The sequence below is a fragment of the Streptomyces pimonensis genome (genome assembly GCF_041380215.1).
Lineage (GTDB): Bacteria > Actinomycetota > Actinomycetes > Streptomycetales > Streptomycetaceae > Streptomyces > Streptomyces pimonensis.
In genome coordinates this window covers 16,631-30,701 of record NZ_JAHWZY010000014.1, presented here as the reverse complement: position 1 = coordinate 30,701, position 14,071 = coordinate 16,631, and the positions used below count along the sequence as shown (strand labels likewise).

Genomic DNA, 14,071 nt, shown 5'->3' with positions numbered 1-14,071 from the left:
CATGGGCCGTCGGCTCGTACCGCTCACGCTGGACAACCTTCCGGATCTTCCCCAGCGCTGTCGCTCGTGCGTCTTCTGGGAACTCGACCCCGTCAGCGGCGAGGCAGCGGTAAAGGCGGGAACCCCCGCGGTCGAGAAGGAGGCGTGGATCTCGGCCGTCCTGCTGGACTGGGGATCCTGCGGAAGGATCGTCTACGTCGATGACGTCCCCGCGGGTTTCGTCCTCTACGCTCCACCCGCCTATGTGCCACGCTCCGCAGCGTTTCCCACTAGCCCCGTATCGCCCGATGCGGTGCAGCTGATGACCGCGTTCATCATGCCGGAGTACCAGGGGCAAGGACTGGGACGGGTGATGGTGCAGACAGTGGCCAAGGATCTGCTGCGTCGGGGCTTCAAAGCGATCGAGGCGTTCGGCGACGCCCGCTGGAAGGAGCCGGCCTGTGTCCTGCCCGCCGATCATCTGCTGGCCGTGGGCTTCAAGACGGTCCGCCAGCACCCCACCTACCCTCGACTGAGGCTGGAGCTGAGGACGACGCTCTCCTGGAAGGAAGACGTCGAGATGGCGCTGGACCGGCTGCTCGGGGCGGTACAGAAGGAGCCGGCGCTGCGGCCCCTCTGATGTTCCTCATACGAATGGGCCGACCCATCTGGGTCGGCCCATTCGTGTTTCACGTGAAACACGTGCCGCCGGGGAGGCGGTCAGCTCTTATTCGGCGATGAAGTCCTCGAGATCGCGGACGATCGCGGCCTTCGGCTTGGCGCCGACGATGGTCTTGGCGACCTCACCACCCTGGTAGACGTTCAAGGTCGGGATGGACATGACGCCGTACTTGGCGGCCGTGGCCGGGTTCTCGTCGATGTTGAGCTTGACGATCTCGATCTTGTCGCCGTACTCGGCGGCGATCGCCTCGAGGGAGGGGGCGATCTGACGGCACGGACCGCACCAGGCGGCCCAGAAGTCCACCAGGACGGGCTTGTCGCTCTTGAGGACGTCCTGCTCGAAGGAGTCGTCGGTCACATGCTTCAGGGTGCCGGCCACAGCGGGCTCCTTAACTGGTCGGTGCGTGAGGCGGATGGGGGTCAGACAGCGGTCTTCTCGGGCTCGGCCTTGTCCTCGTCCGCGAGAGCGGCGAGGAAGCGCTCGGCGTCGAGGGCGGCGGCACAGCCCGTACCGGCCGCGGTGATCGCCTGACGGTAGGTGTGGTCGACCACGTCGCCGGCGCCGAAGACACCGGGGAGGTTCGTGCGCGTCGAGGGTGCCTCGACCTTCAGGTAGCCCTCCTCGTCCAGCTCCAGCTGGCCCTTGAAGAGCTCGGTGCGCGGGTCGTGGCCGATCGCGATGAACAGACCGGTCACCGCCAGGTCGGAGAGCTCACCGGTCTTGACGTTGCGCAGTTTCAGGCCCGAGAGCTTCTGGTCGCCCTGGACCTCGGCGACCTCGCTGTCCCAGACGAACGAGATCTTCGGGTCGGCGAAAGCGCGCTCCTGCATCGCCTTGGAGGCGCGCAGGGTGTCACGGCGGTGGACGATCGTCACGGACTTGGCGAAGCGGGAGAGGAAGGTGGCCTCTTCCATCGCGGTGTCGCCACCACCGATCACGGCGATGTCGTGGTCCTTGAAGAAGAACCCGTCACACGTGGCGCACCACGAGACACCGCGGCCGGACAGGGCGTCCTCGTTGGGCAGGCCGAGCTTGCGGTGCTGCGACCCGGTGGTGACGATGACGGCCTTCGCCCTGTGGACCGTGCCGGCGGTGTCCGTGACGGTCTTGATCTCACTGGTCAGGTCGACGGCGACCGCATCGTCCGGGACGAGCTCGGCGCCGAAGCGCTCAGCCTGAGCTCGCATGTTGTCCATGAGCTCGGGGCCCATGATGCCGTCCTGGAAGCCGGGGAAGTTCTCGACCTCGGTGGTGTTCATCAGCGCGCCGCCGGCGGTGACGGCGCCCTCGAACACCAGGGGCTTCAGCGACGCGCGGGCGGTGTAGAGCGCCGCCGTGTAGCCGGCGGGCCCCGAGCCGATGATGATCACGTTACGGACGTCGCTCACGGCTTGATTCCTCGTCTCTGGTCTGCATCGGTCGACCGGGGGAAGCTTCTTTCGGAACTCTCACCCCACCCAACGGATCCTAAGGGGCGCGCATTCCCGTGGCGTCCGGGCGCACGGGCACGACCCGCTGCCGGCACGGAGAAGCCGTACACCGTACGGGATACCACGCAGGAGGGCGGCGAAGCGCCGGTTGTCAGGGGCGCGTGTAGGAGCGCTTCAGCAGAACCTTCGCCGTGACAGCCGTGGACGGACTGTCCACACAGGTAGCCTCGACGAGGTACGCGGTCACCCGGGTGCCGTCCGAGACGTCGGGAAGCACGACGAGCATCGCGTCCCTCCCCTTGTACGTGCCCTTCTCGGTGACGAGTGCGGTGTCATTGCGGCCGATGCCGTCGCTGACGCATTTCGGCACCGCAGGATCCTTGAAGGCCCTGGGACTGACGGCGTCGGGCTCCGACTGCGACCCGAAGGTGTGCGCGGTGCTGGAGCCTTCCTTCTTCCCTTGGCTCTGCGTGAGAAGATCGGTGACCTGTTTCTCCAGCTTCCCCTCGAAGAAGGTGTCCGAGGCGGCCGTCTCGGGACCTTCGTCCTGGCCGGTGCCGTCGTTCATGGAGGACAGCACCACCGTCCCCAGCCCTAGAACAACGACGGTGAACATGGTTCCCAGGACGGGGACCCGGCGGCGCCCACCGCGTGGACGGTCCTTGCGTCCCGGTCCGGTCGTGGCGGAACGGGGGCGCCCGGCGGGCCGGTCCTGGGGCCTCGGCGTTTCACGTGAAACATGCGCGGGCTCGTCGTCGGGGGACGCGGGAGAAGTACCGGCGGGTTCCTCGGCAGCCTCAGCCTCAGGCTTCGGTGTCGTTGCGTGCAGCAGGGCCTCTGCGGCCAGTGCGGCGTCGATGCGGCCCGCCACCTCGGCGGGCATGCGGGGCGGGCCCGGCGCCGTGCCGAGCAGGTCGCGGATCCCCTTGAGAGAGGCATGGACGTCCGCGCAGAGCGCGCACGTGTCCAGATGCCGGCGCACGTCGGCGCTCCGGGCGGACGGGAGGAGTCCTTCGGCCAGGTCGGAGATCTCCGTGACGTCCGGGTGCTCCGCCATGTCTGTCATCGACGTCACGCTCGCCCACCTCCGCCCTTCACTGCAGCCGGGTCGTTCGATCCTGGGTCCGGCGGATCCGCTTGCCGCGACCCCGCTGCGGGTGGGACGGGTGTCCCCTGCGTACGGTTCCGTCCCTCGCTCTGTTTCCTGCCCTCACCAGGGCCGTCCGGCCGTAGGTGGGTGAGCAGGGGCAGGAGTCTGGCTCTGCCCCGCGCGCAGCGGCTCTTCACCGTGCCGGTGGGCACATCGAGGATGCGGGCGGCTTCGGCGACCGGATAGCCCTGCATGTCCACGAGGACGAGTGCGGCCCGCTGATCGGACGGGAGGGTACCCATGGCCTCGATGAGCTGGCGGTGCAGGTCGTTGCGCTCGGCGGGAGCGGAGGCGGACTCGTGGGGTTCGAGCAACTGCTCCAGGCGCTTCGTGTCGTCGACCGGAGAGGTCTTGCGAGAGGATGCCTTGCGGGCACGGTCCAGGCAGGCGTTCACCGTGATCCGGTGCAGCCACGTCGTGACGGCCGACTGGCCGCGGAAGGTATGGGCGGCCCGGTAGGCGGAGACGAGGGCGTCCTGGACGGCGTCAGCGGCCTCCTCGCGGTCGCCGAGTGTCCGCAGGGCCACGGCCCACAGCCGGTCACGGTGCCGGCGTACGAGTTCACCGAAGGCGTCGAGGTCGCCCTCCACATGGCGGGCGAGGAGGTCCTGATCGCTGACGTCGCCGTAGACGCTGTCGTCTGCCATCGGACCCCTTCCCCTGGGACGCGGTGAGCTGTCAGCCGAGGATTTCGATATCGGTGATGGCCTGCTTGTAGCCGGGCTGGCTGTAGTTGACGGAATCCTGGCCGGAGTACGGCATCGCGGTCAGCCACACCAGCACGTAGCGACTCTTCACCGGCTTGTCGATCGTCACCTTCGCGGACGTGCTGTTCGTCGTCGTCTCGCCCAGTTCCTTCATGGAACTCAGCGGTGTGGACGAACTCAGGGAGTCGGTGGCGTACAGCTTGACGGTGGTGTGATCGCCGCCGTACCGCAGGGAGAGCGTCGCGGCCGACACCTCCTGGTCGGAGCCGAGGTCGTAGACGATGCCGACTCCGGGCTTGATCACTATCTTCGGACCGTCCGTGTAGCTGTTGGTCCGCCATCCCGTCGTTGTGCTGTCGTCGTACGTCAGGCCCACATCACCCGGATGCTGTGCTTCGCCCTCGGCCACGTACTCCTGGGCGCCCTCGATGCCGAGTGGCTTGGCCGGCTTGGGCTTGTCGTCGCTCTTGTCGCCGCCGTCCGTCGTCTGTGTCTGGTTGGTGTCGTCGGACTGTTTGTCCTGGCCCAGGAGCGCGTCCGCGAGCTGCCAGCTGCCCAGGCCCAGTGCGGTGATCAGCAGGGCCGAGACGGCCCACTTCAGTGTCTTGCCCGTGCGGCTCTGCAGCGGGGGAGGCGGGGCCGGCACGGGCTGGGTGACGCCCGGGTGCGGCGTCGGACGGCCGTAGGTGCCCTGCTGGTACGTCGTGCGCTGGTAGTCGGGCGGGGTGGCGAACGTGGGCTCCGGCGGGCGGATGCGGGGCATCTCGCCGATCGCCTTCACCAGTTCCTCGGGGGTGGTGCACGCCGACTCGTGGCGCGAGGCGGTGGCGCCGTCGTTGGCCAGCGCGCGCATGGCCAGTTCGGACAGCCCGCGGTGAACGCCGGCGCGCACCTGGTCGGGCGGGATCAGCCCGATGTCCTTCGGCAGCCCCGACATGCCGTAGGCGTCGCTCTCGTACGGCCAGCGCTGGGTGAGCGCCGCATAGAGCAGGGCGCCGATGGACTCGGTGTCGGTGCGCTGGGGGGTGTCGGAGCCGACGCCGCGCAGCGCCGCGTTCACCGCGAGGCCGCGGATGCGCCACTGGCCGGTCGAGGTGCGCAGGACGGCATTGGGGTTCAGACGCAGATGGGCGAGGCCCTCGCGGTGGGCCGCGGCCATGGCGGCGGAGACCTGGCTGACCATCTGGTAGGAGTCGTACGCCTCCAGTGGGCCGGACGCCAGAAGCGCCGTCAGTTCGGTGGCGTCGGGCAGCCACTCGTGCACGACGTAGACGACGTCGTTCTCCTCCACGGCGTCCAGGACCTGGACGAAGCGCGGGTCGCCCAGCAGGGCGGAGGAACGGGCCGCGGCCAGGACCGACCGGGCGCGCGCGTGATCCGCGGGCAGGATGTGCACACCGACGGCGCGGCGGAGCTTCTCGTCCACGGCACGCCAACTGCTGAACCCGTCCAGACGGGTGACGCACTCCTCGAGGCGGTAACGCCTGGCGAGCTTGTGACCACTGTGCAGTTCGGGCGGCGAGACCATCGCGGAACCTCCGGGCCCGGTGCTCTGCTGTGCCTCGTCGTTGTCCGTGTCCCGCTCCCGGTTCTGGGCCACCCCGTCGGCCGTGGACTGGTCCGCCTGCGCGGTCAGCGGCTGCTCGCCACTGTCGTCTGCCACGTCGACGGCAGCTGTGCTCCGTTCGGCCACCGTCGTTCCCTGCCTCCCCATCCCATGCGCGTCGGCCGGCGTCCGTCGCGCGCCGTTCGACGCCGAGACCAATTGTGCCCACAGTCCGCCGCTATGCACGACACACAGTGGCCGATGATGGTTGTGCGCCTACCGTTCCTAAAGACTGAGCGGGAGTAAGTCCTGGCACCAGGACCCGTGCTCAGTCGCGTGCCCCGAACAGTGTCGGGCATGCTGGTCACCCGCTTTCGCCCGTGGGGCCGGTGACGCGGATCGTGTCCGTGGTCCGGGAATCCGGGGGTGGGTTCCCTCGCGTCCTCGGCCGCCGTAACTGGCCTGGGCGGTCCGATGCCCCTGTCCATCGCTCTGGTGGGCAGGGGGCGGTGCCGTCCGTCGACGGATGCGGTGCCCGAGGGCGAGTCGTCCGATCGCCACGGCTGCGGCGTCGTGGCGAGAAGTCTTGCGGGCCTCTGCGGTGAGGGGCTTTTGCCAGCGCTGGGCGCACCACCTGGGGGTGTAGGCGGGGTCGACCGCGACGACGGTGATCCCCAGCTCAGCGGCCATGCTCGCCAGTCGTGCCCGCAGCCTGGAGACGGGCATACCGGAGATGAGCCTGTGGAACCGCTTGCGCCTGACGTGTCTCTCCCGGGTCGTCTCCGTCTGGAAGTCCAGGTTCTCGATGGCGATCGCGAGTCGGTGCCGGACGGCCCAATGCAGGAGGCGGATCAGGGCGTGGCGGACCTGGGCGTCCCGGTGGGCGGCGCTTCCGGACAGATCGTGGGAGAACCGGCGGGGCTCGCCGACGGGGTTGCCGTACTCGTCCAGGCACCATGCCGCGAGGTGGTCGGTGTCGGCACCGACGCCGACCAGGCCGCCGGTGCGGGCCTGGGCCAGCGGTACGGTCCGGGCCGGCGGGATCGTCCAGGACGCAGTGAGGTACCAGCGGCCCCGGCCGGTGTCCAGGCGGATGCGGCAGGCGACGGCGCGGTCCGCCGACACCCGGTCGGCCCATTTCTCGTCCCGGTGGCGGAAGGCGACAGTACCGGTCAGGACGTACCGGTCTCGCCCGCTGTCGGCCAGGTGGGCGAATGGGACCAGGAGTTTGATGCTCACCTCCCCGTCCGGGGTGCCACGGATTGTCTCGTTCCCGAACCGCTTCCCGCTCTCGCCGCCGGCCCGGAGGAACCAGCGCGCGGCTTCCCACCGCTGCCGCCATACGTCCTCGGTGAGCTGTGCTTGTTCGAGGTGCTGACGGTTGCGGGCCAGCCGCTTCCCACCTTGCACCACGCGCACACGCCCGGCTTCGCGGTCGGTCCGCTCAGCGGCCAGCCGGCCCTCCAACAGGTGCAATCGGCGGGTCTTGGCGAACCACTCCCGCTGGGTGCGGTAGCCACCCGGGGCCCGCTTCGTCACCTTCTCGCCGACCAGCAGCGACAGCCGGTGTGCAATCGTGCGCACACCGGCTTCCAGTCCTTGGATGTGGGCGAGCTGTACACGCCGCGACAGTGTCCACTGGTCATGCGTCGCCTCGGTGATACTGCCCGCCCGCCGTGACGAGGACTGCTCGGCCAGAACGCGCTTGCGCTGTGCCCACGTGTCCGCAGAGTGCTCCAGCCCATCGCCACAGCGCCGCTTCAGGTCGCTGGAGGCCAGTGACCCGAGATGCGCGCCGACCAGCCGCAATACTTCCTCGTCCCCAGCGCTCAACCCCTTGAGCCGGGTGCGGGTCGCGACACCGGGTGGGGCAAGGAGGGCGAACGACGACGACAACTCACGCGGCACGTCCACCCTCGTCCCTCTTCCACACGGCCCGGACACGTCTGTCACCCGCTCTCAACGACCGCACGCACAAAAAGGTCATGCATTCGATCCGGGAACTCCCGTTCCCTCCCCCGGAAACCGTGCACGCCGCAGTCCGGACACACACCTACACACGCCAGAACGCGCTCATACGCCCTCGACTCGAAACCCCCTGGCTCAGCGTCCAAGGCGTCCGCGCACCATACCGACCAGCGAGTTGACTTCCTCGATCCGCATCCGGCGGGCGGCCACGAAAAAGACTCCGAACAGTACGGCCCCACCGGCCAGCAGTGCCGCGAACGAGCCCAGGACGTCCTGGCCGAGCGTCTGCACGACCCCGTAGCAGGCCGCGCCGCTGAGCAGCGCGGCGGGGACGGAGGCGATGCACAGCCGCGCGTAGGTCCGCAGCACCCGGGCACCGTCCAGGTCCCCGCCCAGCCGCTTGCGCAGTCGGCTCCAGGCGACGCCGACACCGATCACGTAGGCCAGGCCGTAGGAGGCGGCCATGCCGACCACGGCCCAGCGGGCCGGGAGTACGACGTAGCAGATGCCCGAGGCGATCGCGTTGCCCGCGGCCACGATAACCGTGTTGTAGAAGGGGGTTCGGGTGTCCTCGTACGCGTAGAAGGCGCGCAGGACGACGTACTGCACGGAGTAGGGGATCAGGCCGAGGCCGAAGGCCATCAGCATGTAGCCCATGTTGGTGGCCGCTCCGGTGCCCGAGGAACCGAACATCAGCGTGCACATCGGGATGCCGAGCGAGACGAAGCCGAAGGCGACCGGCACGATCGCGACGGCCGTGGTGCGCAGGCCCTGGGAGATGTCGTCCCGGACGGCACCGGCGTCGTCCTCGGCCGCCGAGCGTGAGATACGGGGCAGGAGGGCGGCCATCAGGGAGACGGTGATGATGGCCTGGGGCAGGCCCCAGATCAGCTGGGCGTTGGAGTAGGCGCTGAAGCCCGTGCCGGCGATGCCCGTGTCCTTGACCGACGCGGTGGCCAACTGGGTGACCACCAGTGCGCCTGCCTGGTTGGCGAGGACGAACAGGATGGTCCACTTGGCGAGCATGGCCGCCTTGCCCAGTCCGTGGCCCTTCCAGTCGAAGCGCGGGCGGATACGGAATCCGGTCTCGCGCAGGTACGGAATCATGGCCAGGGCCTGGACGACGAGTCCGAGCAGGACGCCGACGCCCAGCAGCCGCAGGCCCTCCGGCGGGATGTTCGTGACCTTCATCTGCGAGTCCGCGGCGGTTCCGTAGACCCAGATGAAGGTGCCGAGGGTGACGATGATGACGATGTTGTTCAGGACCGGGGTCCACATCATCGCGCCGAACCGGCCGCGTGCGTTGAGGATCTGACCCATCACCACGTGAATGCCCATGAAGAAGATGGAGGGCAGGAAGAAGCGGGTGAAGGCGACGGCGACGTCGTTGGCCGCGGGGTCGTCGGCGACCGGGACCGACAGGGCACGTACCAGGAGGGGAGCGGCCAGCCACGCGAGGGCGGTGAGCGCAGCCAGGGCCACCATGACGAGCGTCAGCAGGCGGTTCGCGTACGCCTCGCCCCCGTCCTCGTCGTCCTTCATCGCTCGCACGAGCTGCGGTACGAAGACGGAGTTGAGGCCGCCGCCGACGGTCAGGATGTAGATCATGGTCGGCAGCTGGTAGGCGATCTGGAACGACTCGCCCAGCAGAGCGAGGCCCAGCGCGGAGACGATCATCGCGGACCGGACGAACCCGGTGAGGCGGGACACCATCGTGCCCGCCGCCATCACGGCGCTCGACTTCAGCAGTCCCCCGGCCCTACCGCCCTTCTTCGGGGCGGGGGCGGGAACCGGTTCAGGTGCGGGAGCCTCTGTGACGGGCGGAGTGGCTCCCGCGTAGTGGCCGGGCGTCGAGGTGGCCGGCCCCGGCACCGGCGCGTAGGGCTGTGGACCGCTCACCGGGGGGTGGCCCGGGTGCCCGCCGCCGTGCTGCTGGGGGTAGCCGCCGCCGTGCTGCTGGTCGGGGAAGACGCCGCTCTGCTGCTGATCATGAAACAGATGGGCGAAGGCGTCCGGTTCATGGCGCTGATCGCCGGCCTGGCCGACCAGGTCGTCCACGCCCACGAACTGCGTGGTGCGCGGGTCGTCGCCGTACGGCAGGTACTGCGTCGGTCCGTCCGGCTCGGGCGCGGGGGTCTGGGCCCACACCCGTGGGTCGGGGGCGTACGGGGACTGGGGCGGCTGCCCGTACAGCGGCTGCTGAGGAGGGAAGGCGCCGGGAGGGGGCGGCGGGTGCGCGGCGCGGTCGTAGAGCGCCTCGGCGACCGGGTCCTGGGCGGCGAGGTCCTGTGCCCGGTAGGGGTCCTGGTCGTAGGCGTCCTGGAGGTACGGGTCGGCGTGGGGCTGCGGCGCCTGGCCGTGCCCGGGCGGCGGCCCCTGCGGGGGGTCCGACTCGGGATGGCCCGAGTTGCCCGCGGCATGGCCGCGGTCACCGTCGTACGGCGCGTTCATGGTTACCCCACCTCATCGTCCCGGGCCCACCGGCCACGACATCCTCAACGGTCCACTCTCTCACCCGTGCCGGACGGGCCGGCGTTCTCCGGTGCGGTGTCCGGTGTCGGGTCACTCGGCTGCTCCGGGTCGTCCGCCCCCGCGTCCGTCCCGGCCTCCTGGGTGGGACGCCCTCCGGCGGCTTCCGGGTTCTGCGGGTCGTCGGTGTCCTCGTCCGCCTCGTGATCCCGACCGTCCGTCTCGCGGGCCGCGGTCCGCTTGCGCTGGGTGTACATCCGGAATCCGGCGAGGACCAGCAACAGCACGCCACCGCCGATGACCAGCATCACCGTGGCGGTGATCTCGGTGACCTTCACATCGAACGTGACGGGTTCGCCGTACTTCTGGCCGTCCTGCGTGTACAGCTGGGCGACCACCGTCGCCCGTCCGTTGGCGTTGGCGGACGTGGTGAACTTCACCGACTGGCTGTGGCCGCCGGAGACCGCGACGGGCTGCTCCTCGTAGGAGTCCCCACCGATCTCGAGACGGGTCGGGTTGGTCGAGGTGAGCCGCAGCACCAGGTGCTCGACGCCCTGAACCAGGTTGTTCTGGACCGTCACGGGGATGGTGGCGCTGCGGCCGGAGAGTTTCGTCTCCGACTTGTCGATCAGCCTGATCCGGCCGATGAGCGTGTCGAGGTACGACTCGATGCCGCTCCGGTAGATCGCCGCCTCGGACTGCCGGCCCCTCCACGACACGGACATCGCCCGGTTCAGGGCGCGTCCGAACGGGGTCACCACCCGGGACTGGTCGGAGAGGATCACCTTGAACTTGTCGAGCTTGGCCTGCGTCCTTCCGATCTGCTCGAACGTGGCACGCGGCAGCTCGCGCTCGCGCAACGAGGAGGGGTACGCGGAGGCCGAGGGGACCTTGGTGGTGGCGGCGGGGTCCGGTTCGGCCTTGGCGGCCGTCGTGAGGTCCTGCGACTCGGACCAGGTCCCGTCCTGGAGGATCGTGAGCGCCTCGGCCATCGTCTGGGCCTGGCTGGCGGACGGCATGCGCTGCGGTGCGACGACGACGCTGCGCTGCTTCCCCGTCTGCAGCCCGAGCGTCAGACTCTGGGCCAGGAACCGCTGCACGGCGAGCGTGGAGGCGGAAGCCCTGAGCATGTCGCCCTGGAACGCCGTGGACAGCCGTGCGTCCGAGACGACGGCCGTGGTGCCGCCGCCGATGGGCCGGGGCGCGGAGGGCGTGTACGACAGGTCGCCGGTCTCCTCGAAGCTGTCGCTGCGGACGATCACCTTGTCGGCTCCGGCGGATGTGGCGACCTTGACGATGGAGGGGTCGACGGCGCCGTCGACGGGCCAGGCGAAGTCCGTGGTGGGTTCGACGTGGAGGATCGACTCCACGGTGCCGGAGGCGACGTCGCTGGCTTCCTTGAGGTGGCTCAGCGAGCCGGTGACGGACGTGCCGTTGTGCGCGAGGGAGGCCAGGTCGGGGTCGCCGAACGGCAGCACGACGACCTCTTTGTCCGTCACGGCCTTCTGTACCTCGGTGAGCCATCGCTTGGCGACCGCCTGGTGGCCGCCGGCGAGGGTGGCGTCACCCTCGCCGGGGACCTCGTACCGGCCGGTCATCGCCTCGACGGACGCCAGCAGGTCCGGATCGATCACCCAGGTGACGTCGAGGTCCTTGCCCAGCGCCACCATCCGGTCCAGTCGGCCGCCCGGGGAGATGTCCTCGGCGAGGTCGTCGTCCTGGAGGACCGGGGTCTGCTGCTCGTCCGAACCCGTCTCCGCCGTCATGTGGGAGGTGGAGACCAGCGGCCACATGAACGTCGTCTTCGTCTTCGTGCCGGCGTCGTCCGGCAGCCACGGCAGGAACGTGCGCTGGACGCCGAGGGTCTGCTGCCACGGCTGCGCGGAGGTCTCCCCGGAGAGCGCCACGGTCAGCTGGTAGACGCCGTCCTTCCCGAGGTCCAGCTTGTTCACCGGCACGGAGAGGGCGAAGGGCTGCGAGACACCGGGAGTGAGCTTGTCGAACTTCTCGGCGTACTTGTCGCCGACCTCCGCGCCGATGGCGCTCCGTACGTCGGTGCTGTTCCTCGCGACGCTGTCGATGCTCGAGCGAGTGTTCAGCAGCGGCCCGACACGAAGCCCCACACGGGCGTCGGTGACGGTCTGCTTGCCCTTGTTGGTCACTGTCCCGGACACGGTGACGGTGTCGCCCTCGGTGGGGGCGCCGGGGGTGAGGGTGTCGACCGAGACGGAGACCGAGCCCTTGCCGGAGACGGCCTGCGACGCGTCCGCGCCGACGGCGTCCGCGGGGGGTGCGGTGGGCAGCTGGACGAGCCCCGTCAGCAGGGGCACTCCGGCGAGCAGGGATCCGGTGCGCCGCAGCCAGCGGCGGGCAGGTGAGGGACTCGTCCCTGGGAAGTCTGCCGCCTCGGCCACGCGCTCGCCCGTCCCTCGTCTTCGTCAGTGGTTGTCGGAATGTGCGTCCACGCATGGTAACGAGGTGCACTGGGAGGAAGTGCCGCGGACCGGTCCTGCAAGATCAGGGGCGCGGGCCTTGTCCATGTATCGGCGGGGGTGTCCGCGCGCTCGATGAGGGCGCCTCGGGCCGTTCGGGCCACGTACCCTCTTCTGTTGTGCCGAACGCCAACGAAGAAACCAGTGCCCTGAGCCAGGCGCAGGACCGCGCAGTGAGTGAACTGCTGCGGGTCGCCCCTGTCGCCGACGACCTCGCCCGCCGCTTCCAGGAGGCCGGGTTCTCACTCGCCCTGGTGGGCGGCTCGGTGCGGGACGCACTGCTCGGCCGACTCGGCAACGATCTGGACTTCACGACCGACGCCCGCCCGCAGGACGTACTGAAGATCATGCGTCCCTGGGCGGACGCCGTCTGGGACGTCGGGATCGCCTTCGGCACGGTCGGTGCACAGAAGGAAGCCCGCGTCGGAGACGCCGACCGAAGCTTCCAGATCGAGGTGACCACCTATCGCTCGGAAGCGTACGACCGCACCTCGCGCAAGCCGGAGGTGTCGTACGGCGACTCGATCGAGGAGGATCTGGTCCGTCGTGACTTCACGGTGAACGCGATGGCCGTCGCGCTGCCGGAGAAGCGGTTCATCGATCCGCACGGCGGCCGCGCCGATCTGGCCGCGCGGGTGCTGCGCACCCCGGGCACGCCCGAGGAGTCCTTCTCGGACGATCCGCTGCGGATGATGCGGGCCGCCCGTTTCGCCGCTCAGCTCGACTTCGAGGTGGCACCCGAGGTCGTCATGGCGATGAAGGAGATGGCCGGGCGCATCGAGATCGTCTCCGCCGAGCGCGTGCGGGACGAGTTGAACAAACTGATCCTCTCCACGCACCCGCGCAAGGGACTGTCCCTGCTCGTGGACACCGGGATCGCCGAGTGCGTGCTGCCCGAGCTGCCGGCCCTGCGCCTGGAGCGGGACGAGCACCACCGGCACAAGGACGTCTACGACCACACACTGATCGTCCTGGAGCAGGCGATGGACCTGGAGGAGGACGGCCCCGATCTGACCCTTCGCCTGGCAGCCCTGCTGCACGACATCGGCAAGCCGCGCACGCGGCGCTTCGAGAAGGACGGGCGCGTCTCGTTCCACCACCACGAAGTGGTCGGAGCGAAGATGACCAAGAAGCGTATGACGGCGCTCAAGTACTCCAACGAGCTGGTGAGGGACGTCTCGCGTCTTGTCGAGCTCCATCTGCGCTTCCACGGTTACGGCACGGGAGAGTGGACGGACTCCGCCGTGCGTCGCTACGTCCGTGATGCCGGCCCGCTTCTCGGGCGGCTCCACAAGCTGACCCGTTCGGACTGCACCACCCGCAACAAGCGCAAGGCCTCGGCGCTCTCGCGTGCGTACGACGGCCTGGAGGAGCGGATCGCCCAGCTCCAGGAGCAGGAGGAACTGGACGCCATCCGCCCGGACCTCGACGGCAACCAGATCATGGAGATCCTCGGCGTCAAGCCGGGCCCGGCCGTCGGCCAGGCGTACAAGCACTTGTTGGAGCTCCGACTGGAGCACGGTCCGATGGAGCACGACGCGGCGGTGGCGGCGCTCAAGGAATGGTGGGCAGGGCAGCAGGGCTGAGAGCGGGGAATGGTTCGATGTTTCACGTGAAACATCCAACCCTGGATACGGCGAGGGGCGGC

General features: G+C 69.3%; 10 protein-coding genes. 2 read left to right on the top strand and 8 right to left on the bottom strand.

Annotation, left to right across the window (positions count from 1 at the left end; genetic code table 11):
• The first annotated feature begins 1 nt into the window (after position 1).
• Positions 2-619, top strand: a complete 618-nt coding sequence (locus tag KYY02_RS15960; RefSeq protein WP_371238615.1) for a GNAT family N-acetyltransferase — start codon at positions 2-4, stop codon at positions 617-619.
• 87 nt (positions 620-706) lie between these two features.
• Here the strand turns inward: KYY02_RS15960 and trxA are convergent, their stop codons facing one another.
• From trxA to KYY02_RS15920, 8 genes are all read right to left on the bottom strand, one after another.
• Positions 707-1,039, bottom strand: a complete 333-nt coding sequence (gene trxA / locus KYY02_RS15955; protein ID WP_030820114.1) for a thioredoxin — start codon at positions 1,037-1,039, stop codon at positions 707-709.
• A gap of 41 nt (positions 1,040-1,080) precedes the next feature.
• Entirely contained in the window at positions 1,081-2,049 is a 969-nt protein-coding gene (trxB, locus tag KYY02_RS15950; protein WP_371238614.1) for a thioredoxin-disulfide reductase, read from the bottom strand.
• A 193-nt stretch (positions 2,050-2,242) separates the two neighbouring features.
• On the bottom strand, positions 2,243-3,166 hold the full coding sequence (locus KYY02_RS15945) for an anti-sigma factor family protein (RefSeq protein ID WP_371238613.1): 924 nt from the start codon (positions 3,164-3,166) through the stop codon (positions 2,243-2,245).
• A complete protein-coding gene (gene sigM, locus KYY02_RS15940) occupies positions 3,163-3,888 on the bottom strand; it encodes an RNA polymerase sigma factor SigM (protein ID WP_371238612.1) in 726 nt (241 codons plus the stop codon). Before sigM ends, KYY02_RS15945 begins: the two co-directional genes overlap by 4 nt.
• A gap of 31 nt (positions 3,889-3,919) precedes the next feature.
• Positions 3,920-5,641 (bottom strand): serine/threonine protein kinase, encoded by a 1,722-nt coding sequence (locus tag KYY02_RS15935; RefSeq protein WP_371238611.1) that lies wholly within the window; start codon positions 5,639-5,641, stop codon positions 3,920-3,922.
• A gap of 138 nt (positions 5,642-5,779) precedes the next feature.
• Complete coding sequence (locus KYY02_RS15930) at positions 5,780-7,078, bottom strand: IS200/IS605 family accessory protein TnpB-related protein (RefSeq protein WP_371238610.1); 1,299 nt, start codon at positions 7,076-7,078, stop codon at positions 5,780-5,782.
• A gap of 519 nt (positions 7,079-7,597) precedes the next feature.
• A complete protein-coding gene (gene murJ, locus KYY02_RS15925) occupies positions 7,598-9,913 on the bottom strand; it encodes a murein biosynthesis integral membrane protein MurJ (RefSeq protein WP_371238609.1) in 2,316 nt (771 codons plus the stop codon).
• Between the two features lie 44 nt (positions 9,914-9,957).
• Positions 9,958-12,345: a DUF6049 family protein gene (locus KYY02_RS15920; protein WP_371238608.1), complete on the bottom strand. Its 2,388-nt coding sequence runs from the start codon at positions 12,343-12,345 to the stop codon at positions 9,958-9,960.
• 197 nt (positions 12,346-12,542) lie between these two features.
• On the opposite strand from KYY02_RS15920, the gene KYY02_RS15915 reads away from it, so the two are divergent.
• Positions 12,543-14,009: a CCA tRNA nucleotidyltransferase gene (locus KYY02_RS15915; protein ID WP_371238607.1), complete on the top strand. Its 1,467-nt coding sequence runs from the start codon at positions 12,543-12,545 to the stop codon at positions 14,007-14,009.
• Positions 14,010-14,071: the final 62 nt, after the last annotated feature.

Coding starts and splice junctions, on each gene's coding strand:
- KYY02_RS15960 (WP_371238615.1), top strand. CDS start 2: ATGGGCCGTCGGCTCGTACCGCTCACGCTGGACAACCTTCCGGATCTT.
- sigM (WP_371238612.1), bottom strand. CDS start 3,888: ATGGCAGACGACAGCGTCTACGGCGACGTCAGCGATCAGGACCTCCTC.
- murJ (WP_371238609.1), bottom strand. CDS start 9,913: ATGAACGCGCCGTACGACGGTGACCGCGGCCATGCCGCGGGCAACTCG.